This window comes from Kosakonia sp. (assembly GCF_032104925.1).
Classification (GTDB): Bacteria; Pseudomonadota; Gammaproteobacteria; order Enterobacterales; family Enterobacteriaceae; genus Kosakonia.
In genome coordinates this window covers 573602-596666 of the sequence record NZ_DAMCGF010000003.1, presented here as the reverse complement: position 1 = coordinate 596666, position 23065 = coordinate 573602, and the positions used below count along the sequence as shown (strand labels likewise).

Here is a 23065-nt window from a genome sequence, read left to right as displayed (position 1 = left end):
ACTGATGAAACATAATCTATACAGTGCGATAAGAAAATTCTTCCTCGCGTTAATTTTATGCCTGGTAGCTACCTCTCTTTCCCGTTTTATTTCTCCTGTTACTCTTGTTGACGCCAGTGAGGTTTATCTTGCGTGGTTGCCGTTAAGTGTAGCGCTGGCAATAATTTTTTTATTCGGACGGCACGGAATACTGCCTGTTATTATTGGTTTTGCTCTGGTAAATGAGGCTTTTTTTCATTTATCTTTTGCCGAGGCAGCAGTGCTTTTGTTTTGTCAGTTGTTTTTTGTGTTTCTGTTCTGCGGTGTGGTCCGCTGGCAACTAGGCTCCCGCTGGCGGTATAGCCTAACAAACAGAGCTAAAGACATGGGCACTCGTATCCTGTGGTTAGGTGTTATTGCCCCCATAGGTATAAAAATTTCGATGTATACTGCTGGCGTTTGGTTTAACTATCCATTTAGTTTGTCTAATTATTTTGGCCCTGCATCAGTTATTTATTCTATCATCGATATTCAAAGCCTGATTTGCTCTGCGATTATTTTTACCACCTGTGCCTATTATTTTTTACGGATGATCCTCAATCCACGGTTTGCCCGTGCATTATGGTTAAGAAGCATTGAACCGTGTTTTTCAAAAAATAATCGTGTATTTACATTAGGTTGGATTTTTTCGCTGGTCGTTATTGTTACTATTTTATGTATTCCATATAAAAATGATTATATTGCTGGCTATTTAGTGCCCATTGTTTTTATTCTTTTCACCTTTGGCATCAGCAAGTTAAGTACAACGTTGTTGTTATTAAGCTGGGATATTGCGGCGTTTATGCTACTGGCATACAACGATAATTTCCTGCATGGCGTGCGTTCCGATTATTCCCTGGCATTTGTCATGTCCGTTTTTATCAGCTTTACCATCTGCATGCTTTATATGATGCGCGTTTTTAACCGTAGCGAGTGGTTGAAAGCGCGCTGGGAGGTGCAGGCGATGAGCGATCCCTTAACGGGTTTGCCCAATTTGCGCGCGCTTGAACAACAGATGGAACAGCAGCCAAACAGTGTGGTGTGCTGTCTGTATATGAAAAATCTGGAGTTCCTCAGCCGCCATTTTGGCCTGATGATGCGTGTTCATGTGAAACGCAGCATCACCCATGAACTTCAGCCTCTGTTACATAACGGTGAACGTTTTTTTCAGCTTCCGGGCAGCGAGTTATTGTTAATACTCAATGGGCCGGAAATATTATCGCGCTTACAACATATGCTGGATTACCTGAACAGTCGCCGTATTTACTGGAACAATACCGCCCTGGATATTGAGTTCGGCGCGTCCTGGGGGGAATTACAGGGCTCGGGCGAAGAACTGCACCACACGTTGGGCCAGTTAAGCTGGCTCTCAGAACAAGCTAGTGCGGATCATCAGGTTCTGGCTCTTACAAACAGCTTGCAAGAGGTTACCGACCAGACTACGGAGCGCGTGTTACAGCTAAACAAGGTGAAGTGTGCGCTGGATGAAAATGGCATTGTTCTCTATGGTCAGCCGATTGTGAATGCCGAAGGGCGCGGCTACCAGGAAGTCCTCACGCGGCTGGTTGTTGATGGCGAATTTATTACGCCAGATGTTTTTATTCCCGTTATTGCCCAGTTCAACCTTGGTGCACGGTTTGATATGCAGGTAATAGAGTGCCTGCTCCAGTGGATGCAGGCGCATCCTGAGCCTGGCGATTCGGCACGTTATTCTGTGAATTTAATGCCGCTTACCCTGATGCAAAAAGAGTTTGCTACACAATTTCTGGCTCTTTTCGCGCGTTATGCTGTCTCTCCGCGGCAGGTAATTATTGAGATAACGGAAGAGCAGGCCTTCTCTAATTCAGAAGCGAGTATCCAAAATATGAAGCAGTTGCGAAAAGCAGGATTCAAAATCGCGATTGATGACTTTGGCACTGGCTATGCCAACTTTGAACGTTTAAAAGGGCTGCAGGCGGATATCCTCAAAATCGATGGCTGTTTTATCCGGGATATTTTACAGGACAAGCAGGATGCGATGATCGTCAAAGCGATATGCGAACTGGCGAAGGCCAAATCGCTGACTGTTGTTGCGGAGTATGTGGAGAATGAAGCGCAGCGCGAGTTATTGCTGAATGCTGGCGTCGATTATTTGCAGGGCTATTTGCTGGGTAAACCGCAGCCGCTGGCTAAAGCTGAATAAAAAACCGGGGAAATCCCCGGTTTTTTTAGCCTATGACAATCAGATAACCAGTGCGGCGATAGCCGCAGACAGCACGCTCACCAGCGTGGAGCCGTACACCAGTTTCAGACCGAAACGGGAAACCACGTTACCTTGTTCTTCATTCAGGCCTTTGATCGCACCGGCGATAATGCCGATAGACGAGAAGTTCGCGAAGGAAACGAGGAACACGGACAGGATGCCTTCTGAACGCGGAGAGAGGTTAGCTGCGATTTTCTGCAGATCCATCATCGCCACAAATTCATTCGAAACCAGTTTGGTGGCCATGATACTGGCAACCTGCAGCGCTTCGTGAGCCGGTACGCCCAGCACCCAGGCAATCGGATAGAAAATGTAGCCCAGAATGCCCTGGAAGGAGATGCCCAGCACAGCGGCGAACAGTGCGTTCAGGCCGGAAATCAGGGCGATAAAACCAATCAGCATTGCCGCAACAATAATGGCAACTTTGAAGCCCGCCAGAATGTATTCACCCAGCATTTCAAAGAAGCTCTGACCTTCGTGCAGCTTCGCCATTTGCAGGTTTTCTTCGCTCTCATCCACGCGGTACGGGTTGAGAATCGACAGCACAATAAAGGTACTGAACATGTTCAGCACCAGCGCCGCAACAACATATTTCGGCTGGAGCATGGTCATGTACGCACCGACGATGGACATCGAAACAGTCGACATGGCGGTCGCTGCCATGGTGTACATGCGGTTACGGGACATTTTGCCGAGAATATCTTTGTAAGCAATGAAGTTTTCAGACTGTCCCAGAATCAGGGAGCTAACAGCGTTAAACGACTCCAGTTTGCCCATGCCGTTCACTTTGGACAGCACCGTACCGATGGCGCGGATAATGATCGGCAGCACACGAATGTGTTGCAGAATGCCAATCAGAGCAGAAATGAAGACAATCGGGCACAGCACTTTCAGGAAGAAGAACGCCAGACCTTCATCATTCATTTTACCGAAGACGAAGTTAGTACCTTCGTTGGCGAAACCGAGCAGTTTTTCGAACATCTCGGAGAAGCCTTTAACGAAGCCGAGGCCAATATCAGAGTTCAGGAAGAACCAGGCCAGTAAAACTTCAATCACCAGCAGTTGAATAACAAAACGAATGCGGATCTTCTTGCGATCGCTGCTTACGAGCAGGGCAAGCAGCGCCACAACAGCAAGCGCCAGGACAAAGTGCAAAACGCGGGACATATTTGCTCCAAATATGAGACGGGTAGGAATTTCGTGCACATTCTATGTAACAAGACAAAAGAAAACGAGATCAAACACACACTATATTAATGACCTGTGACCAGACTCAAAATTAGTGATCCAACATACATTTCTGTTATGTTAAGTAAAAGCGTGAAAAGTTGCGTCATACTGCTAGACTCTTAACATAACGCTGCGGCAAATGCTGTTGTCGCCGTCACCATCCTTGACATTCAACCCTTCTATTGTTTCTGGCTATCAGAGAAATCAGGTAAACCCATTTAAATGAACTTGATAATCATTCTCATTTTGGTAGCATAAAACATAGCAAAGGCTATATTTAGGGGCAATAAATGAACAGTAGTCGCGTTGAGAATAGTAATGGGCGTGCAGCGCGCAAATTACGGTTTGCCTTAATGGGACCGGCGTTTATTGCTGCTATCGGTTATATCGACCCGGGCAACTTCGCCACCAATATTCAGGCGGGCGCCAGTTTTGGCTACCAACTGCTGTGGGTGGTGGTATGGGCCAATATTATGGCGATGTTGATCCAGCTGCTTTCCGCCAAACTGGGGATTGCCACCGGGAAGAACCTCGCAGAGCAGATCCGCGATCACTATCCGCGCCCGCTGGTATGGTTCTACTGGGTGCAGGCGGAAATTATCGCCATGGCAACCGATCTGGCGGAGTTTATCGGTGCCGCCATCGGGTTTAAGCTCATCCTCGGCGTTTCGTTACTGCAAGGTGCGGTGCTTACTGGCGTGGCGACATTCTTGATTTTGATGTTACAGCGGCGGGGGCAAAAACCGCTGGAGAAAGTGATAGGCGGCCTGCTGCTGTTTGTCGCTGCGGCTTATATTGTTGAGCTGGTTTTTTCTCAGCCGAAACTGGCCCAGCTGGCGCAAGGCATCGTGATCCCGAGTTTGCCGGGTAGTGAAGCCGTGTTCCTCGCAGCTGGCGTACTGGGCGCGACTATTATGCCGCATGTCATTTATCTGCACTCGTCTCTGACGCAGCATCTGCACCAGGGCACTCAGCGCGAGCGTTATTCCGCCACCAAATGGGATGTGGGTATCGCCATGACTATCGCCGGATTTGTAAATCTGTCGATGATGGCGACAGCGGCAGCGGCGTTCCATTTTAACGGTCACACCGGTGTTGCCGATCTCGACCAGGCGTACCTGACGCTTGAGCCGTTATTAAGCCATGCCGCAGCGACCATTTTTGGTCTTAGCCTGGTAGCGGCGGGGCTTTCTTCAACGGTCGTGGGGACGCTGGCCGGGCAGGTGGTGATGCAGGGGTTTGTGCGTTTTCATATACCTCTGTGGGTGCGGCGCACCATCACCATGATGCCATCGTTTATTGTTATCTGGCTGGGGCTGGATCCGACGAGGATCCTTGTCATGAGCCAGGTGCTGCTGAGTTTCGGCATCGCGCTGGCGCTGGTGCCACTGCTGATTTTCACCAGTAACCACAAATTAATGGGCGAGTTAGTCAATACGCCAATGGTTAAACGGGTTGGCTGGGTGATTGTGGTGCTGGTGGTCAGTTTGAATGGCTGGCTGTTAATCGGCAGTGCGGCAGGTCTGTAAATAGCATGAGAAAAAGGAGCGCTCGCGCTCCTTTTTTTGAATTAGTGGTGATGTCCCCGGCCATGGCCACGATGATCGTCGCGGTCGCGCCAGCCTTCACGGTAACCGCGTTCATACGCGTTCTGTTTGTCCCAGCCGCGATGCCAGCCGCGATCATGTTTATACCAGCGGTTGCCGCGCCACTCATAGTTGCGGCCCCAGTAGTCACGGTCGCGCCAGCGGCCGCCGTCCCAGTAGTTACCGTAATTATCGCGATCGCCAATTTGTAATTTCACAGATGGCAACAGGGTGATTTCGCCAGCATTTGCGACCAGCGGCGCAGAAGCCATTAACACAGCTGCCAGAATCAGTGACCTGAACATACTCTTCTCCTTCACGATCGGGCCGAAACGGCCTGTTACAACAATATTACGGGGCGGCTAAACCCCGTATTATTGGCGGAACTCCTAAATCATGAATGGCAGCATTTTTTGCTAAATTTGCGGTTATTTTGCGCCACTGAGAATGGCGTCGATCTCATCGCTTTCAGTCGTGGTGAAATGGCGGTTTGCCAGCATGCCGACCGCATCGTCAAGCTGGCTGGCTTTACTGGCACCAATCAGCACCGAAGTGACGCGATCGTTACGCAGCACCCAGGCCAGCGCCATCTGCGATAACTTCTGTCCGCGCCGTTCCGCCACTGCATTCAGCGCGCGAACAGTCACCAGCTTTTCATCGGTAATCTGCTCCGGATTGAGAAAACGGCTGCCGCTGGCGGCACGGGAATCGGGGGGAATGCCGTGCAGATAACGGTCGGTCAGTTGCCCGCCAGCCAGCGGTGAGAACGCAATACTGCCGACGCCTTTTTCCTGCAACACATCGAGCAATTCGGCTTCGACCCAGCGTTCAAACAGTGAGTATTTCGGCTGATGGATAAGACACGGTGTTCCGAGATCATTAAGGATATCGATAGCTTCGCGCGACTGCGCTGCCGGGTAGTTGGAAAGCCCGACGTACAGGGCTTTGCCCTGGCGCACAATATGATCCAGTGCGCGCATGGTTTCTTGCAGCGGCGTCTCGGGATCCGGGCGATGGTGGTAGAAGATATCAACATACTCCAGCCCCATGCGGCGCAGGCTCTGGTCAAGACTGGCAATCAGATATTTACGTGACCCCCAGTCGCCGTAAGGCCCGTCCCACATGGTATAACCGGCTTTACTTGAGATAATCAGTTCATCACGATAGGGCAGGAAATCCTCCTGCAAAATCCGCCCGAAATTGCGCTCTGCGGAGCCCGGCGGCGGCCCGTAGTTATTGGCCAGATCAAAATGGGTAATACCCAGATCAAAGGCATGCCGCAACAACTGGCGGCTATTTTCCAGCAAAGTGGTATCACCGAAGTTGTGCCACAACCCAAGCGAAATTGCCGGCAGCTTTAACCCGCTCTCGCCGCAGCGATGGTAGTGCATCTTTTCATAGCGTGCGGGATCGGCCAGATAAACCATGCAGTTACTCCTTTTTATCAGCGTAGCGTTAGTGTATGCGTTTACATTCACTGAGCTTACACCGCCAGGTACCGTAAAGCTTGCTTTCCACTTTCTCTCTGACGCGTATCCTGGACTCTCATCACAGTTCTCCAATACTCAGGTAAGTGTCAGTATTTGGAGACGTAGCGCAATGCAAAACGATTATTCAGTTGCCGACTACCTACTGGACAGGCTTGCTGGCTGCGGTATTCATCATCTTTTCGGCGTACCGGGCGACTACAATCTGCAGTTTCTTGATCACGTTATCCAGCATCCGGCGGTGCATTGGGTGGGCTGTGCTAATGAACTGAATGCCGCTTATGCTGCTGATGGTTACGGGCGTTGTCAGGGAGCGGGCGCGCTGCTAACCACCTTTGGCGTGGGGGAGTTAAGTGCGATTAATGGTGTCGCGGGCAGCTTTGCGGAATATGTGCCGGTGTTGCAGATCGTGGGGGCACCCTGTCGCAGCGTACAGCAACGTGGTGAACTTTTGCACCACACGCTGGGTGACGGTGATTTCAGCCATTTCTGGCGCATGTATGAACCTATCAGCGCTGCGCAGGCGGTGTTAACGGCAGAAAACGCCTGCTATGAAATTGACCGTGTGATCCGCGCGATGCTCAGTGAATCTCGCCCCGGTTACCTGATGTTGCCCGCCGATGTGGCAAAAATGGCGGCAACGCCGCCTGTAAACGTTATCACTCCCGCACCGCTTCAGCCTAATGAAGGGCGTCTGGACAGCTTTCGCCGACGTGTACAGGCGATGCTCAGCGAAAGCCCGCGAGTTGCGCTGCTTGCGGATTTTCTCGCTCACCGCTTTGGTGTACAGAAAATGTTGCAGTGCTGGATGAAGGATGCACCCATCCCGCACGCCACGTTATTAATGGGCAAAGGCTTGTTTGATGAAACGCAGCCTGGGTTTGTCGGCACGTACAGCGGTGCCGCCAGCCCGCCGCAGGTGCGGGAGGCGATCGAGCGTGCCGATGCGGTAATGTGTGTCGGCGTGCGTTTTACGGACACCATCACCGCCGGGTTTACCCAGCAGTTACCTGTGGAGCGCACGATTGATATCCAGCCCTTTGCGGCGCGGGTAGGAGAAGAGTGGTTCAGCGGGATTACGATGCAGGAGGCGGTAAATATCCTGATTTCGGTTTGTCGCAATAACCCACGCTGTGTGCTTGACCCTGTTCCCGCGCCCTCCGCCAATTCGCCGCATCACTCCGGCATTTTAAATCAGCATACATTCTGGCAAACACTGCAGGCTTTTATTCGCCCCGGTGATATTTTACTGGCCGATCAGGGAACAGCAGCTTTTGGCGCGGCGTCTCTGCGTCTGCCAGCCGGGGTTGAAATGCTGACGCAGCCGCTGTGGGGATCGATAGGTTATTGTCTGCCCGCCGCGTTCGGCGCACAAACCGCCTGCCCGCAGCGGCGGGTCATTTTGCTTAGCGGCGACGGTGCGGCGCAGCTCACCATACAGGAGCTGGGGTCAATGCTGCGTGACGGGCAACGGCCGATCATTTTATTGCTCAATAATGATGGTTACACGGTGGAGCGGGCGATCCACGGTGCGCATCAGCGTTATAACGATATTGCACGCTGGAACTGGACACATATTCCGCATGCGCTCAGCCATGACTGCCAGGCCGAATGCTGGCGTGTTAGCGAAACGGTGCAACTGGCGGAAGCACTGGAAGCCGCTTCACATCACCACCGGCTTGCGCTGATTGAAGTGATGTTACCGCAAGCCGATTTGCCGGATCTGCTGCGTGATGTCACCCATGCGCTGGAAATGCGTAACAGTGAGTAGTTACTTACTGCGCCGGGGGACAATCATCATCGGTTTTCCGGCCAGCACTAACCAGGCGGGCAGGATCACGATACACAGCAACGGTAGCAAAGTGGTGTCCGGTACGACGACGGCCGCCAGGAACAGGCTCAGCCAGCCATCGCGTGTTACAACCAATACCAACCCTAATACGGCACAGGAAACGGTGACCGCAGCCGGAACGGCGTCGACATGTTCATGCAGCATTAAGCCTAATGCCACGCCGACAAACACCGCCGGAAAAATACGCCCACCGCGAAAACCGCAGGCGGCAGCGATCACCAGCGCGGCGAGCTTCACCAGGGCAAACAACAGGTAATCGGTAACGGTATAGGTATGGGCAAATGCAAGCTGCTGCATCTCATCCAGCCCCTTAAATAAGGTAACGTGGCCGCCAGCCATGCCCAGAAGGCCAAGCAGGAAGCCGCCAATCCCCAACGTCATCACCGGGTTGTTCAGGCGATGCATTAAGTGATGCAGACGCGGTAAACACCAGACTGCCACCATTCCCAGCGCAATGGCGAACAGCGTCACGACCGCACCGCTAAAAATATCAACGATATGCATCTGCGGATAATGGGGAATGGGTAGCGTGAAATGCGGTGGCGAAAAGAGGCTGGTGGTTAGTGCGCCAGCTGCGGCAGCCATCAACGGGGCGAACAGGCGATCCCACAGTGGCACGTCTTCACTGGCTTTCAGGGTTTGCGAGAAGATAAGCGCCGCCGCCACAGGCGTGCCAAACAGTGCGCCGAGCGTGCCGGCGGAGGCAAGGATTGTCCAGTCCAGCGGCGCAACGCGCGGGAAAATGCGCGCGCCAAGTGCAACGGCAAGGGCGATATTCAGCACCATCACCGGTTGTTCCGGGCCAAGACTTACGCCGCCCGCCAGACCGAGGATCATTGCCAGCGTCAGCCCCGGCAGCGCGGTGACCGCAACCGGCGAACCAATCAGCGGCACCGTCGCCGGATCCGGCCCGCCATGACCGGTGCTGAAACGGATAACCAGGCCTACAGCAACGCCGGTGAGTGTCAAAACAATCAGTATCCACCAGGGGGAATCAGGTGAGATGCCGAGCCGCCACGGTATGCCGCTCCACAACACGGTTTGCAGCAGGGCGGCGATTTTCATCACCAGCGCTAATATCAGACCCGACGCGACACCAATAGTGAGCGCAGGCAGCGCCAGTAACAGCAGCGTTCTCGCACGCGGATGGAGCATCTTTTTATCCTTGCAACGAAGCCTGGTCACTCAGGATGCAACCGGGCTGAAACCTTTAAGGTAATCTGTGACGAAGATCGATAATCCTGGGGCACTCATGATATGGTCGTTGTTGTTACAGCGCCTTGAATTTACAGTGTGCCAAAGATTTATTCTGACTTTAGCGGAGCCGTAAAAGAATGACAAAGTATGCTTTAGTGGGAGACGTGGGTGGCACGAACGCGCGCTTAGCGTTGTGTGATGTCGATAGCGGTGACATCTCCCGGGCCAAAACCTACTCCGGCCTCGATTACCCAAGCCTGGAAGACGTGGTGCGTGTTTATCTGAAAGAGCACGACGTCACGGTGGAAGACGGCTGTATTGCCATCGCCTGCCCGATCACCGGTGACTGGGTGGCAATGACCAACCACACCTGGGCGTTTTCGATTGCCGAAATGAAGAAAAACCTCGGTTTCGCTCATCTGGAAATCATTAACGATTTCACTGCCGTATCAATGGCGATCCCGATGCTTAAAGCGGAACACTTGATTCAGTTTGGTGGTTCCGCGCCGGTTGAAGGAAAACCGATCGCCGTTTACGGCGCAGGCACCGGGCTTGGCGTTTCGCATCTGGTGCATGTGGATAAACGCTGGGTGAGCCTGCCGGGCGAAGGCGGCCATGTCGATTTCGCGCCAAACAGCGAAGAAGAGGGGATTATCCTCGAAGAGTTACGTGCGGAAATCGGTCACGTTTCCGCTGAACGCGTGCTCTCCGGTCCCGGTCTCGTTAACCTCTACCGCGCGATCGTCAAATCAGACGGTCGCTTGCCGGAAAATCTGCAACCGAAAGATGTGACTGAACGCGCGCTGGAAGGCAGCTGCATTGACTGCCGTCGCGCGTTGTCACTGTTTTGCGTCATTATGGGGCGTTTTGGCGGCAACCTGGCGCTCAATCTCGGCACTTTCGGCGGCGTTTACATTGCCGGTGGTATTGTGCCGCGCTTCCTCGATTTCTTTACCGCTTCCGGTTTTCGCGGTGGTTTCGAGGACAAAGGGCGCTTTAAATCCTACGTCCAGGATATCCCGGTATTTCTGATCGTGCATGATAACCCGGGGCTGTTGGGCTCTGGCGCTCATCTGCGCCAGACGCTGGGTTACGTGCTTTAAAGATTCATTAACTGACGAAACTCTTTAACTTTGCTGCGGCTGACGGGCACCTGAAACTCCAGGTCCCGCAGCCGCAAAATATAGGTATTGTTAAACCAGGGTTCGATCTCACGGATTTTATCCAGGTTCACACAGTAAGAGCGGTGGCAGCGAAAGAAGTGCGCCGCCGGCAGTTTGCTGCAAAACTCAGTGATGTTCATCGGCATCACGTAAGATTCCCGCTTCGTATAGACGAACGTCATCTTCTCATGTGCTTCCGCATAATAGATATCATGAATACTAGTGACGATAATGCGCTCGTCTTTCACCAGATTAATGGTTGCGTTTTCCCGTGGCTGCGGGCTGGCAACCGGGCCAGATTGTTGCTGCCAGGCCGTTTCCAGTTTTTGCAGCATGCTGATGATGCGCGACTCCTGGTACGGTTTCAGAATATAGTCGAACGCTTCCAGTTCAAAAGCCTCCACCGCATGCTCTTTCCAGGCAGTGATAAAGACGATAAACGGCTTATGGGCAAACTGACTGATATTCTGCGCCAGCAATACGCCATCCAGAGAGGGGATATTAATATCGAGAAAAATGGCGTCGACTTTGTTGTGCTGTAAATATTTCAGCACGTCGAGACCATCGTCGAAAGTGCCGACTATTTCCATCTGGCTATGCGCTTTTATAAGCCAGCTCAGCTCCTGTTGCGCCAGGATCTCATCTTCAACAATGATGACTTTCATACAGCTCTCCTGTTAAGGCAACAATGCAGCGGGAGACAGTTGGCGATGCACAAAAAACGCGATCTCCGTGCCCGGCGTTAAACGGCGGATATGCAGCCCTTCGCCGTACAGCAGCTTTACGCGCTGATGCACGTTCAGCAGGCCAATTTTGTTGCCGGGCATCTCATCGGCTTCAACGCGGGCAATCATCTGCGGATCGATACCGTTGCCCGTATCGCGCACCGCAATACGCACGCGGTTGCCACACTCTTCCACACTGATGGTGACCACGCCTTTGCCTTTACACGGTTGAATGCCATGCACAATCGCGTTTTCAACCAATGGCTGGATCAGCAGGCTCGGGATCACACAACTGACCTCTTCATCGATGTCATAAATCACCGTCAACTTGTCGCCAAAACGGGCCTGCTCAATGGCGATATAGTCTTTGATTTGATAGAGCTCTTTTTTGATATCAATGAGCTCATCATCTTTTAATTCAATGTTATAGCGCAGGTAACGCGACAAATTGAAAATGAGCTGCCGGGCGGTGTCCGGATTCAGGCGAATCGACGACGAGATAGCATTCAGGGCGTTAAACAGGAAATGCGGGTTGATCTTACTTTGCAAAGCGCGCAGCTCCGCTTTGTTCGCCATCTCCCGCAGCTGTTCGGCGCGGGAAACTTCCAGTTGTGTTGAGATAATCTGTGATAAGCCAACGGCCATATCCTGTAATGAGGAGGTGATCTGGTGCGCATGGCAGTAATAGATCTTCAGCGTGCCGGTCACGATGCCCTGTTCACGCAGCGGGATCACCAGCATCGAGTGGATCTCCGGCGTGCGGTGGGCTTCATCATTGTTTTTAATGATAATTTCGCCGGTGTTCATCGCCTGGCGAGTGGTTGGGCTGATAATATCGTCGCTGTCGCGGTAATTATTTTCCCCCACGCCAACGTAAGCCAGCACGTGATCGGTATTGGTGATAGCCACGGCATCGGCTTTGATATCCCGGCGAATAATGTCACACACTTTGCGCAGGGACTCGCTATTCACATTGCGGAACAGCGGCAGTGTTTTATTGGCAATATCCAGCGCCAGCTTCGCCTGACGACCGGCAATCGCCTCTTTTTCCCCTTCCACGCTTTGCACCAGCAGCACAATAAAGCCGATGCAGACGCTGCCGAGGATCATCGGCACCCCAATTTTGGACACAATATCGAGGCCGAGCGCGGTAGTCGGCGCCCACAGCACCACCAGCGTCATGGTCAGGCTTTCGCAAATCATGCCGCCGATGATGCCCACGCGCCAGTGCTGCGCTTTAGGCACTTTGCGGTTAATCATCCCGGACATCACGCCGGCAATAATGCTGGTGATAAAGCAGGGGATCGCCGTCACGCCGCCAATATCAATCAGATAGCGGTGCACCCCGGCAATCACGCCGGTGATAATGCCGACCCACGGGCCGAACAAAATCCCGCCGGACATCACCGCGATAATACGCACGTTAACCAGCGAGCCTTCCACCGGCACGCCGGACCAGGTACTGAACAGGGCAAACATTGAGAAGATGGCCGTCACGCCCAGCAGCTCTTTTGGCGAGTGCGCCGTTTTATGCAGCAGTTCGCGGAACAAGCGGATGCGGATCAAGAAAAACAGGCAGATCAGCATGAGCGCCGCTCGGTCAAAGACGGCCAGCAGCATGTCGAATATTTCGTGCACGGGGGACTCATATGAATAGCGTCAAAAAGCTATGATAAAAAACCGCGGCCCAGATGACCAGCCGCAGTATTCATTCGCTGAATGAGGAAAGACCACTTTACCAAAAGGGGATTGAAAAGATCCGAAAGAAATGATGCGTCAGTGCGCTAACTGGTGAATTTTTAAGGTAATTTTATCTTTATTTTATTGTTAAAATATATGATGGATTTTTCTATAAGAGGATAATCTGGCTTTCCCTTTCCTAAATTAAACTTCCCCTTTTATGGCGTTGCGTTATTTTTGCGCTTACCTCTCGACAGCGAGATTTTTTTCGGGCTATGTTCTGAGTACGCCGCAAATGCGGCGACGTCGCTCGGACGGTCCGGGCGCTAACGTTACTCCGAGGAATCTATGGCTGACTTCAGTCCTGAGCGCCGTTTTACGCGTATCGATCGTCTCCCCCCGTATGTTTTTAATATCACCGCTGAACTGAAAATGGCTGCGCGACGCCGCGGCGAAGACATTATTGATTTCAGTATGGGCAACCCGGATGGCGCGACGCCGCCGCATATCGTTGAGAAACTCTGTACCGTTGCGCAACGCCCGGATACGCACGGTTACTCCACGTCACGCGGCATTCCACGTCTGCGCCGGGCGATTTCCCGCTGGTATCAGGATCGTTATCAAGTGGATATCGATCCGGAAACCGAAGCGATTGTTACCATCGGCTCGAAAGAGGGGCTGGCGCATCTGATGCTGGCGACGCTGGATCACGGTGATACCGTGCTGGTGCCGAACCCGAGTTACCCGATTCATATTTACGGTGCGGTGATTGCGGGAGCGCAGGTGCGTTCTGTGCCGCTGGTGGAAGGTGTCGACTTCTTCAATGAGCTGGAGCGCGCGATCCGCGAAAGTTACCCGAAGCCGAAAATGATGATTTTAGGCTTTCCGTCTAACCCGACGGCGCAGTGCGTTGAACTGGAGTTCTTTGAAAAAGTGGTCGCGCTGGCAAAACGCTACGATGTGCTGGTGGTTCACGATCTGGCCTATGCCGACATTGTGTACGATGGCTGGAAAGCGCCGTCAATCATGCAGGTGCCGGGCGCGCGCGATGTCGCCGTTGAGTTCTTCACGTTGTCGAAAAGTTACAATATGGCGGGCTGGCGTATCGGCTTTATGGTCGGTAATCCGGTGCTGGTCAACGCACTGGCGCGGATCAAAAGTTATCATGATTACGGCACCTTTACGCCGCTCCAGGTGGCTGCGATTGCTGCGCTGGAAGGGGATCAGCAGTGTGTGCGCGATATTGCTGCTCAGTATAAACGCCGTCGCGATGTACTGGTTAAAGGGTTGCATGAAGCGGGCTGGATGGTAGAAATGCCGAAAGCGTCAATGTACGTGTGGGCGAAAATTCCGGAACCGTATGCGGCGATGGGCTCGCTGGAGTTTGCCAAAAAGCTGCTGCAGGAGGCGAAAGTGTGTGTCTCTCCGGGTATCGGCTTTGGTGACTATGGCGATACGCATGTGCGTTTCGCGCTGATTGAGAACCGCGATCGTATCCGCCAGGCGGTACGCGGAATTAAGGCCATGTTCCGCGCCGACGGGCTGCTTCCGGCAGCGCAAAAAAGTGCGGCGGAAGATCTGGAACCGTAACTGTTCCTTGCCCGGCTGGCAAAACAAAAAAGGAGCCTTTTGGCTCCTTTTTTGTACAGCACGGATATGCTCAGGTTAGATCATCAGGGCGAATGTGCCGGCCCACACAATAACCATCACCGAAATGCCCATAAAGAAATATTTCACGTTCATCGCTCCGCACACCTAAGTATGCATTCATGACCATTCAGGACTGAGTATAGAGAGGTGAAACTACGCCACATCGAAAATGAGAATTATCTCTATTTCGGCCACAGCTCCATCTCAGAATTTCGGGTGAATTCCTCACCAAACGGGGCTAATGTACGCTTAATTTTTAGGCCTTACAAGAGCCTTTTTTCTATTTAATTTTAGTAACTTACAATGTGTCGGGCTTTGGCGACACAATACTTTCACTGCTAAATAAATTGCTATTGAGCGACGATAAAAATGGCCTGCTGAAACGGTTCATTTCCGCTTGAATAATAAGGCTAATTTTTTGAAGCGGGTCACAGCATCTGCAATTAGACCGAAGACAAGCGTCGGCGTGTTTCTGCGATGACATGCATAAAAAAATAATCCGCAGGGAAAAAAACCCGTTACGGAAAGAGGGCGTTGGGGAAGCTTGCGGAAGGTACGATGCGATTATTAAAAAAGCGCAAGCTGTGCCTGCGCTTTGCCTTTAAAACCGTTACGGCAAACTCCTGCGTTTAGCCGATAGGGCTTGAGGTGATCCGGCGACTGCGGCATTTCGGGCAGTAATCCGGCGTACCGAAACCAGTGCGGCTGGTCCATTCGTGTTTGCAGTCCAGACATTTCGCCCGGTAAATTGTTGGTGCCATTTGTTCTTACCTCTCAACATCGCTAAGGTTTGCTGTTACGTAATCTGTCGGTGTGTCAGTTTAAATTCGTGCAATTTCAGCCTGCAGAGATTTGACACGTGAAATATGGGATTTGATATCTGAAAGATCGTTTTCCAGCTTTTCTTTATCTTCCCTGCTGGCCGCCGCTATTTCGTCTTCCACTTTCATTATTTGCTCTTCATTTTTTTGCAGATCTTTTGCCAGCATGGTTAGCATATTTTCTTTTTTAGCAAGATGTGAAGAGAGGCGAGATTTGCATTGTGCGACATAATTTGGGTCGCTTCCTTGTGCGCGGATCTGCTCTTTTTCTCTTAGCGCACGCTCTTTCGCTGGCAGCTCATTTTGTAAGCATCTGCGACGTTGCTGATCGTCAGTGCTGTTGATTTCACTGCGGATTCGGCGGATTGCATCCTGCAGGGTCGCGATATCATTGGCTATTTTATTGCGCCAGACATCGGTTGGGTGATGGGCTATTTCATTTTCAAGGTTCTTTTTGACTTTAAGAAACATCTCCGCGCTGGTAATGGCCGATTTTTCAATAATAAATTTAAAAGCATTTGTGGCTGTCGCAACAATGGATTTGCCCGCAACTTCCGCAATACCTGCTATTTTTCCCATCAGATCGTCATTTTCGATGACTTTTTCTTTAAACGTCTTTTTGATGTTATTCCATGAAAACATATGCCCTCCTTATTTATTTTCGTTTTATCTTACTCTTGTTTATTTAACACTTAATACTTCTTATTTTAAAAAATTTTAATTGCCATTAGGTCGGGCTTAAATTTTAAAAAATTAGATAAACAGGCATTGATATAGATGAATAGACTTTTTTATGCGATAAGGGAGGGATAAATAAAGATTCAATGCGGTTGAGTATGTTATCGCTACTGAAAAAACCGCCGGGGTACAAGTCATAAGTTATGCCAATAAACGTCTATACAACCCATCACGGCTCTGACATTTCATCGACGCCGGGTGGCCTCGGCTGATGAGTGCCGCCTGTTGCACCGCAACGAGCACGATCCCTGCCTGCTTATTCGCGGTCATGGATGGTCAATCTTACATACTGTCCTCCCCGCCAGCCTGCTTTTCCTGGGGAGCCGTTACCATTTACAGGGGCATTTCGGCTTCAGATCATTTGCGTCAGTAAAAGCGTGATTGCCGGCGCACTATAATAAAATTGTATCTTTTCTGTTAAATCCTGCCTTGCGCGTAATTGTATAGGCAAGTATATATGTTTACACATCAGGACATGTCCTCAGGAGAGAACACCGATGCCGCACACCCTCAATCGCCAGCAGACCTCTAAAGGCATGGAGCTGAATACGAAAAGCTGGCTCGCCGAAGCGCCATTGCGCAATAACCTTGATCCCGATGCTGCCGAAAACCCGAACGTACTGGTGGGGTATGGAGGCATTGGTGGTAACAAACCTGATTCTGGCGCGGTGGCAAACCCGAACCGCGAAACCGAAGCGATGCGCGACGGTTCTGATGCCGTATCCAACTGGCCGATGTTTAACATTGCCAGCGGCGCGACCCTGGCCTCGCTGCACCACTGCGGTGGTATGCGGATGGGATGTTCCCGGCATGCAGGGATGGTGATCGTTTGTGGTGACACAGATGAAGCGTCGGCACGCATTGCGCGCGTGCTGCCTCACGATCCGACAACTGGCGTGATGCGTCACGCTGAGGCTGAGTATAAGATTGCGATTGAGTGCGCCGCAGCGCAGGCGCTCAATCTTCCGATGATTGCTGTAATGCAGGGGCAGGGCAAAGCATGAAAAATTTCACCCTTATTCCGGGCCAACTCACTCTCGCGCAGCTGCGCGAAATCTACAGCCAGCCACTTCATCTGTCGCTGGATGATGGCGCGTTTGCGGCCATTAATGAGAGTGTTGCCTGCGTCAACACCATTATGGCGGAAGGTCGCACCGCCTATGGCATCAACACGGGCTTCGGTTTGCTGGCGCAGACGCGTATCGCGACGGAAGATCTGGAGAATTTGCAACGCTCGCTGGTGCTGTCTCACGCCGCAGGCGTTGGCGAACCGCTGGATGATGCGCTGGTTCGCTTAATTATGGTACTGAAGATCAACAGCCTGGCGCGCGGTTTTTCTGGTATTCGTCTGCAGGTGATCCAGATGCTGGTGGCAATGGTTAACGCGGAGGTTTATCCGTGGATCCCGGCGAAAGGCTCGGTGGGCGCGTCCGGGGATCTCGCACCGCTGGCGCATATGTCGCTGACGCTGCTCGGCGAAGGCAAAGCGCGCTGGCAGGGGGAATGGTTACCGGCGAGTGAAGCGCTGAAAAACGCCGGGCTGGAGCCAATTACGCTGGCGGCAAAAGAGGGGCTGGCGCTGCTGAACGGTACGCAAACCTCCACCGCCTTTGCTTTGCGCGGCCTGTTTGAAGCCGAAGATCTGTTCGCTTCTGCCGTGGTTTGCGGTGCGCTGACCACTGAGGCGGCGCTCGGTTCTCGTCGTCCCTTCGATGCGCGTATTCATGATGTTCGCGGCCAGCGCGGGCAGATTGACGCGGCGGCGTTATATCGCCATCTATTAACCGATGACAGCGCCATTTCCCAGTCTCACCACAACTGCAATAAAGTGCAGGATCCTTACTCCCTGCGCTGTCAGCCGCAGGTGATGGGCGCATGCCTGACGCAACTGCGTTTTGCCGCGGAAGTGCTGTTAACTGAAGCAAATGCGGTTTCCGATAACCCGCTGGTGTTCGCCGCCGAAAACGAAGTGATCTCCGGGGGAAATTTCCATGCGGAACCAGTCGCGATGGCCGCCGATAATATTGCGCTGGCGATTGCGGAGATAGGCTCGCTGGCGGAGCGCCGTATTGCCCTGCTGATGGACAGCCATATGTCGCAACTACCGCCGTTCCTCGTGAAAAATGGCGGTGTTAACTCCGGCTTTATGATTGCCCAGGTCACCGCAGCGGCGCTGGCAAGTGAAAACAAAGCGTTATCGCATCCGCACAGTGTGGACAGTTTGCCCACCTCGGCAAACCAGGAAGATCACGTTTCTATGGCACCGGCTGCCGGGCGTCGTCTGTGGGAAATGGCGGCGAACACGCGCGGCGTCATTGCTGTCGAGTGGCTTGCCGCCTGTCAGGGGCTGGATATGCGCGAAGGCTTAACCAGCAGCCCGCTGCTGGAACAGGCTCGTCATCTGCTGCGCGAACAGGTTGCGCATTATGAGAAAGATCGTTATTTCGCGCCGGATATCGAACGTGCGATTGCTCTGCTGGCGGAACGCCATCTGACGACATTGCTGCCAGCAATAGTGTCTTGCTGAAGAAGAGAGAGGCATTGCTGGTCGTTCGGATGCGGCGGGCTTTGCCTTTGAAATTGAATACATTTTTGCTGTTATAAAACGTAAGGTGCCTCTGTAAGCCAGCATAATGTTTTGGTGTCAGGGGCTGGCGTCACGCCAGGAATGGATTAAGTGTTAAGCGGTGGCGGGAAATAAAGGCTCAACGACACGGGAATGAATCCCCTCATGAAGGGATGCTTGCGCATCCCTTTTAATGTTAACGGGACAGTCGTTGCTTACCCCAGTCGAGCGCGGTGTTGATCAGGGAAGTCAGTAGCTGGCGGAACGCTTCACTTTTCTCTTCAGAGAAAGCAAAACTCGTCTCATCCATGTAGCAGCACTGCGCCACTTCCAGTTGTATCGCATGGATGTTCTGTTGCGGTGCGCCGTAATGGCGGGTGATATACCCGCCTTTGAAGCGACCGTTGAGCACTTTCGTGTAGCGCGGAAATGCCTCGCAGCATGCCAGTAATGCGGCGCTCAGTTCCGGCGCGCAGCTTGCGCCATCGGCAGTACCGAAGTTCAGATCCGGCAGTTTGCCGTCAAACAAACGCGGAACCACTGATTTGATGGAGTGTGCATCCCACAGGAGCGCGTAACCGAAAGTGTCGCGCAACCGCGCCAGTTCCTGCGCCAGCGCCTGGTGATAAGGCTGCCACACAGTATGCAAAATAGCGGCTTTCGTGGCGTCATCCGGCGCTTTACCCGCTTCGAACAGCGACTCGCCGTCAAAAAAGGTGTCCGGAAACAGGCCGGTGGTCGCGGTAGCGTATAACGGTTTATCATCTGCCGGGCGGTTTAAATCCACCACATAGCGGGAATAATTAGCGCTCAGCACGCTGGCGCCAAGCTCGCGAATCGGCTGATACAGCAGCGGAATATGCCAGTCCGTATCCTCCAGACGTCGTGCCCGCGCGGTGAGGCCGCTGGCAATTTCCGGTGTCAGTTGCGTGCCGGGATGGGGCATGCTGACCAGTAGCGGCAGCCGACCCTGATGTAATTCGAATCCGTTAGTCATGCCAGACTTCCTCCCCCTGATAAATAACCTGTTTTGAAAGTGTTCCTCCCAGCCAGTAGCTGAGTTCTGCCGGATGAGACACATCCCACGCGACAAAGCTGGCTTCTTTACCCGCCTGGAGCGTACCGCAGCGTTCACTGATACCTAATGCACGGGCGGCATGACAGGTCACTCCCGCCAGCGCTTCTTCAGGCGTCAGACGGAACAACGTGCAGGCCATGTTCATCATCAGGCGCAGCGACAGCACGGGCGACGTACCGGGGTTCAGATCGCCGGAAATGGCCATCGGCACCTGATGCTTACGTAATAGCGCCACCGGTGGCTGCTGGCTCTCGCGTAAAAAGTAAAACGCGCCCGGCAGCAGAACGGCAGTGGTGCCGTGCTGCGCCATCAGCACGATATCTTCTTCGCACAAATACTCGAGATGATCGGCGGAAAGCGCACTGTAGCGGGCGGCCAGCCCTGCGCCGTGCAGCAGTGAAAGCTGTTCGGCATGCAGTTTTACTGGTAAGCCAAGCTGCTGCGCTTTGCGGAAAATCCGCTCCACTTGCGGCGGTAAAAAGGCCAGATGTTCACAAAAAGCATCGACCGCATCGATCAGCCCTTGTGCGTGCCAGGCGGGTAGCCAGTGCTGGCAAATCTCGTCGATGTAGTCGTCAGCGCGCCCCTGATACTCGCCCGGCACTGCATGCGCTGCGAGACAGGTGCTGAAGATAGTGAGCGGCATTTCTGCGCCAAGCGCGCGGATCACCTGCAACATTTTGCTTTCATCGGCAAAGCTGAGGCCATAACCGGATTTGATCTCGAGCGCCGTAACGCCTTCTTTGCGCAGTGCGTCAATGCGCTTGCGGGCGCTTTCCAGCAGTTGTTGCTGGCTGGCGTTGCGGGTGGCATTCACGGTACTGATAATGCCGCCGCCTGCTGCGGCGATTTCCGCGTAGCTCGCGCCGTTGAGTCGCATCTCAAATTCCTGGCTGCGATCGCCGCCAAACACGCTATGGCTATGGCAATCGATCAACCCAGGCGTAACCAGCCGCCCCTGCAAATCCACTTCTCGATCGACCACATCATCCGACTGCGTTCCCTCTTCGCCCAGCCATGAAATCTGCGACCCGTTGGTGATCAGCGCGCCGCGAGAGATCAGGTTGTATTTGCCCGCTTCCATGGTGGCAATCTGGCAGTGACGCCATAAAATGCGCATCCGCGTTCTCCCGTCATGGTTCGGCGCGACAATCGCCGCGCCGTCGGTTTTACTTTGCAATCATCGGTAAATTGAGGCCGTGCTCTTTGGCACAGGCGACCGCTGAATCATAGCCTGCGTCAGCATGGCGCATCACGCCCGTCGCCGGATCGTTATGCAGTACGCGGGCAATGCGTTCTGCCGCTTCATCCGTGCCATCACAGACGATAACCATCCCCGAATGTTGCGAGAAGCCCATGCCGACGCCTCCGCCGTGGTGCAGAGAAACCCAGGTTGCGCCGCTGGCGGTGTTGAGCAACGCGTTCAGCAAAGGCCAGTCGGAAACCGCATCGGAGCCATCTTTCATCGCTTCGGTTTCGCGGTTCGGGCTGGCAACGGAGCCGGAGTCCAGGTGATCGCGGCCAATGACAATTGGTGCGGAGACTTCGCCGCGACGCACCATTTCATTAAACGCCAGCCCCAGACGTGCGCGCTGCCCCAGACCAACCCAACAGATACGCGCAGGTAAGCCCTGGAAACTGATGCGCTCTTTCGCCATATCCAGCCAGCGGTGCAGATGCGCGTCATCCGCGATCAGCTCTTTTACCTTTTCATCGGTGCGATAGATGTCTTCCGCATCGCCGGAGAGCGCGGCCCAGCGGAATGGCCCAATACCGCGGCAGAAGAGCGGGCGAATATAGGCGGGCACAAAACCCGGGAAATCGAAGGCGTTGCTGACACCCATCTCTTTCGCCATCTGGCGAATATTGTTGCCATAGTCGAAGGTCGGAATGCCCTGCTGCTGGAAGGCGAGCATTGCTTTAACGTGCTCGGCCATTGAGGCTTTCGCCGCCTGAGTCACCACTGCCGGTTCACTCTTCGCGCGTTCGCGATACGCTTCCCACTGCCAGCCAATCGGCAGATAGCCGTTCAGCGGATCGTGGGCGCTGGTTTGATCGGTCACGAGATCGGGGCGAACGCCGCGTTTAACCAGTTCCGGTAAAACTTCTGCCGCATTGCCGTGCAGCGCCACAGAGATGGCTTTACCTTCACGGGTGTAGCGTTCAATACGCGCCAGCGCATCGTCCAGATCTGTTGCCTGCTCATCCACATACCCGGTACGCAGGCGGAAATCGATGCGGGATTGCTGGCACTCAATATTCAGCGAGCAGGCACCCGCCAGCGTGGCGGCCAGCGGCTGCGCGCCGCCCATGCCGCCCAGACCTGCGGTCAGCACCCAGCGGCCAACCAGCGAACCGTTATAGTGCTGGCGACCCGCTTCGACGAAGGTTTCATACGTACCCTGAACGATCCCCTGGCTGCCGATATAGATCCAGGAGCCTGCGGTCATCTGGCCGTACATCGCCAGCCCTTTAGCGTCCAGCTCGTTAAAGTGCTCCCAGTTGGCCCAGTGGGGAACCAGGTTTGAGTTAGCGATCAGTACGCGCGGTGCATTGCTGTGGGTTTTAAACACGCCGACCGGTTTGCCGGATTGCACCAGCAGCGTTTCGTCATCATTGAGCTGTTTTAGCGCTTCAACCATTTTGTCAAAGCACTCCCAGTTACGCGCTGCCCGTCCAATCCCACCATACACCACCAGCTCTTTCGGGTTTTCCGCGACATCGGGATCAAGGTTATTCATCAGCATGCGCAGCGGCGCTTCGGTCAGCCAGCTTTTCGCATTCAATGTCGTGCCGCGCGGCGCTCTGATCTCAACATCACGATAACGGGATAATTCACTACTCATGCGGTTTACCTTCTCTGTTTGATAGCGGAATACATGCTTACTGACGTTGCGATGCTGCTGTATACGTCTTGTATATACATGATAAGCACATAAGGTGCCAGTTTAATCAATTTATTTATTTCACATATAAAACAATGTGTTGTTATTGATGGCTTTTTTGATCGTAGTGAAAGAAGGGGTATTGGT

General features: G+C 53.1%; 18 protein-coding genes and 2 pseudogenes. 8 read left to right on the top strand and 12 right to left on the bottom strand.

What is annotated here, in order from left to right; all coding sequences use genetic code 11:
* The first annotated feature begins 4 nt into the window (after positions 1 to 4).
* Complete coding sequence (locus RT644_RS08990) at positions 5 to 2200, top strand: EAL domain-containing protein (RefSeq protein ID WP_313626401.1); 2196 nt, start codon at positions 5 to 7, stop codon at positions 2198 to 2200.
* Between the two features lie 39 nt (positions 2201 to 2239).
* Here the strand turns inward: RT644_RS08990 and RT644_RS08985 are convergent, their stop codons facing one another.
* Entirely contained in the window at positions 2240 to 3427 is a 1188-nt protein-coding gene (locus tag RT644_RS08985; protein WP_020454603.1) for a NupC/NupG family nucleoside CNT transporter, read from the bottom strand.
* Positions 3428 to 3780: 353 nt separating this feature from the next.
* On the opposite strand from RT644_RS08985, the gene RT644_RS08980 reads away from it, so the two are divergent.
* On the top strand, positions 3781 to 5019 hold the full coding sequence (locus RT644_RS08980) for an Nramp family divalent metal transporter (RefSeq protein WP_313626400.1): 1239 nt from the start codon (positions 3781 to 3783) through the stop codon (positions 5017 to 5019).
* 41 nt (positions 5020 to 5060) lie between these two features.
* Here RT644_RS08980 and ypeC read toward each other — a convergent pair whose 3' ends face one another.
* Both ypeC and mgrA read right to left on the bottom strand, forming a co-directional pair.
* A complete protein-coding gene (ypeC, locus tag RT644_RS08975) occupies positions 5061 to 5381 on the bottom strand; it encodes a DUF2502 domain-containing protein YpeC (protein WP_017458671.1) in 321 nt (106 codons plus the stop codon).
* 123 nt (positions 5382 to 5504) lie between these two features.
* Positions 5505 to 6503, bottom strand: a complete 999-nt coding sequence (gene mgrA / locus RT644_RS08970) for an L-glyceraldehyde 3-phosphate reductase (protein WP_313626399.1) — start codon at positions 6501 to 6503, stop codon at positions 5505 to 5507.
* Positions 6504 to 6675: 172 nt separating this feature from the next.
* On the opposite strand from mgrA, the gene RT644_RS08965 reads away from it, so the two are divergent.
* Entirely contained in the window at positions 6676 to 8334 is a 1659-nt protein-coding gene (locus RT644_RS08965; protein WP_313626398.1) for a thiamine pyrophosphate-binding protein, read from the top strand.
* Here the strand turns inward: RT644_RS08965 and RT644_RS08960 are convergent, their stop codons facing one another.
* Positions 8335 to 9570: an ion channel protein gene (locus RT644_RS08960; RefSeq protein WP_045513942.1), complete on the bottom strand. Its 1236-nt coding sequence runs from the start codon at positions 9568 to 9570 to the stop codon at positions 8335 to 8337. It lies immediately after the preceding gene.
* 179 nt (positions 9571 to 9749) lie between these two features.
* Between RT644_RS08960 and glk the strand changes: the two genes are divergently transcribed.
* Positions 9750 to 10715 carry a glucokinase gene (glk, locus tag RT644_RS08955; protein WP_313626397.1) on the top strand — a complete coding sequence of 322 codons (966 nt, stop codon included), beginning with the start codon at positions 9750 to 9752 and terminating at the stop codon, positions 10713 to 10715.
* Here glk and RT644_RS08950 read toward each other — a convergent pair.
* On the bottom strand, positions 10712 to 11440 hold the full coding sequence (locus RT644_RS08950) for a LytR/AlgR family response regulator transcription factor (RefSeq protein WP_020454597.1): 729 nt from the start codon (positions 11438 to 11440) through the stop codon (positions 10712 to 10714). The two genes, glk and RT644_RS08950, sit on opposite strands and share 4 nt — an antisense overlap.
* Before the next feature lie 12 nt (positions 11441 to 11452).
* Positions 11453 to 13138 (bottom strand): sensor histidine kinase, encoded by a 1686-nt coding sequence (locus tag RT644_RS08945; protein WP_313626396.1) that lies wholly within the window; start codon positions 13136 to 13138, stop codon positions 11453 to 11455.
* 390 nt (positions 13139 to 13528) lie between these two features.
* Between RT644_RS08945 and alaC the strand changes: the two genes are divergently transcribed.
* Positions 13529 to 14770: an alanine transaminase gene (gene alaC / locus RT644_RS08940; RefSeq protein WP_045513945.1), complete on the top strand. Its 1242-nt coding sequence runs from the start codon at positions 13529 to 13531 to the stop codon at positions 14768 to 14770.
* Between the two features lie 75 nt (positions 14771 to 14845).
* On the opposite strand, the gene ypdK is transcribed toward alaC, so the two are convergent.
* The 3 genes from ypdK to RT644_RS08925 form a co-directional block, all read right to left on the bottom strand.
* Positions 14846 to 14917 (bottom strand): membrane protein YpdK, encoded by a 72-nt coding sequence (gene ypdK, locus RT644_RS08935; RefSeq protein ID WP_099458783.1) that lies wholly within the window; start codon positions 14915 to 14917, stop codon positions 14846 to 14848.
* 542 nt (positions 14918 to 15459) lie between these two features.
* A complete protein-coding gene (locus tag RT644_RS08930) occupies positions 15460 to 15591 on the bottom strand; it encodes a hypothetical protein (protein ID WP_313626395.1) in 132 nt (43 codons plus the stop codon).
* 60 nt (positions 15592 to 15651) lie between these two features.
* Positions 15652 to 16293, bottom strand: coding sequence for a hypothetical protein (locus RT644_RS08925; RefSeq protein ID WP_313626394.1), 642 nt, complete (start codon positions 16291 to 16293; stop codon positions 15652 to 15654).
* Positions 16294 to 16886: 593 nt separating this feature from the next.
* On the opposite strand from RT644_RS08925, the pseudogene RT644_RS08915 reads away from it, so the two are divergent.
* The 3 genes and pseudogenes from RT644_RS08915 to hutH form a co-directional block, all read left to right on the top strand.
* Positions 16887 to 17024: pseudogene (locus RT644_RS08915) on the top strand (hypothetical protein); the annotation flags it as partial.
* A 3-nt stretch (positions 17025 to 17027) separates the two neighbouring features.
* A pseudogene (locus RT644_RS08910) lies at positions 17028 to 17393 on the top strand (hypothetical protein); the annotation flags it as partial.
* Complete coding sequence (hutH, locus tag RT644_RS08905; RefSeq protein WP_020454592.1) at positions 17390 to 18916, top strand: histidine ammonia-lyase; 1527 nt, start codon at positions 17390 to 17392, stop codon at positions 18914 to 18916. The pseudogene RT644_RS08910 and the gene hutH, both read left to right, overlap by 4 nt.
* Before the next feature lie 235 nt (positions 18917 to 19151).
* Here hutH and hutG read toward each other — a convergent pair whose 3' ends face one another.
* Genes hutG through hutU form a run of 3 tightly spaced genes read right to left on the bottom strand, consistent with a single transcriptional unit; the run spans position 19152 to position 22879 of the window.
* On the bottom strand, positions 19152 to 19952 hold the full coding sequence (gene hutG / locus RT644_RS08900) for an N-formylglutamate deformylase (protein WP_097407733.1): 801 nt from the start codon (positions 19950 to 19952) through the stop codon (positions 19152 to 19154).
* Positions 19945 to 21153, bottom strand: a complete 1209-nt coding sequence (gene hutI / locus RT644_RS08895; protein ID WP_313626393.1) for an imidazolonepropionase — start codon at positions 21151 to 21153, stop codon at positions 19945 to 19947. The genes hutG and hutI overlap by 8 nt, the downstream gene beginning before the upstream one ends.
* A 49-nt stretch (positions 21154 to 21202) precedes the next feature.
* Positions 21203 to 22879 carry a urocanate hydratase gene (hutU, locus tag RT644_RS08890; RefSeq protein ID WP_020454589.1) on the bottom strand — a complete coding sequence of 559 codons (1677 nt, stop codon included), beginning with the start codon at positions 22877 to 22879 and terminating at the stop codon, positions 21203 to 21205.
* Between the last annotated feature and the right edge of the window lie 186 nt (positions 22880 to 23065).

Coding starts and splice junctions, on each gene's coding strand:
- ypeC (WP_017458671.1), bottom strand. CDS start 5,381: ATGTTCAGGTCACTGATTCTGGCAGCTGTGTTAATGGCTTCTGCGCCG.
- RT644_RS08925 (WP_313626394.1), bottom strand. CDS start 16,293: ATGTTTTCATGGAATAACATCAAAAAGACGTTTAAAGAAAAAGTCATC.
- mgrA (WP_313626399.1), bottom strand. CDS start 6,503: ATGGTTTATCTGGCCGATCCCGCACGCTATGAAAAGATGCACTACCAT.
- alaC (WP_045513945.1), top strand. CDS start 13,529: ATGGCTGACTTCAGTCCTGAGCGCCGTTTTACGCGTATCGATCGTCTC.
- RT644_RS08985 (WP_020454603.1), bottom strand. CDS start 3,427: ATGTCCCGCGTTTTGCACTTTGTCCTGGCGCTTGCTGTTGTGGCGCTG.
- RT644_RS08990 (WP_313626401.1), top strand. CDS start 5: ATGAAACATAATCTATACAGTGCGATAAGAAAATTCTTCCTCGCGTTA.
- RT644_RS08965 (WP_313626398.1), top strand. CDS start 6,676: ATGCAAAACGATTATTCAGTTGCCGACTACCTACTGGACAGGCTTGCT.
- RT644_RS08930 (WP_313626395.1), bottom strand. CDS start 15,591: ATGGCACCAACAATTTACCGGGCGAAATGTCTGGACTGCAAACACGAA.
- glk (WP_313626397.1), top strand. CDS start 9,750: ATGACAAAGTATGCTTTAGTGGGAGACGTGGGTGGCACGAACGCGCGC.
- hutI (WP_313626393.1), bottom strand. CDS start 21,153: ATGCGCATTTTATGGCGTCACTGCCAGATTGCCACCATGGAAGCGGGC.
- RT644_RS08950 (WP_020454597.1), bottom strand. CDS start 11,440: ATGAAAGTCATCATTGTTGAAGATGAGATCCTGGCGCAACAGGAGCTG.
- RT644_RS08980 (WP_313626400.1), top strand. CDS start 3,781: ATGAACAGTAGTCGCGTTGAGAATAGTAATGGGCGTGCAGCGCGCAAA.
- RT644_RS08960 (WP_045513942.1), bottom strand. CDS start 9,570: ATGCTCCATCCGCGTGCGAGAACGCTGCTGTTACTGGCGCTGCCTGCG.
- hutU (WP_020454589.1), bottom strand. CDS start 22,879: ATGAGTAGTGAATTATCCCGTTATCGTGATGTTGAGATCAGAGCGCCG.
- hutG (WP_097407733.1), bottom strand. CDS start 19,952: ATGACTAACGGATTCGAATTACATCAGGGTCGGCTGCCGCTACTGGTC.
- hutH (WP_020454592.1), top strand. CDS start 17,390: ATGAAAAATTTCACCCTTATTCCGGGCCAACTCACTCTCGCGCAGCTG.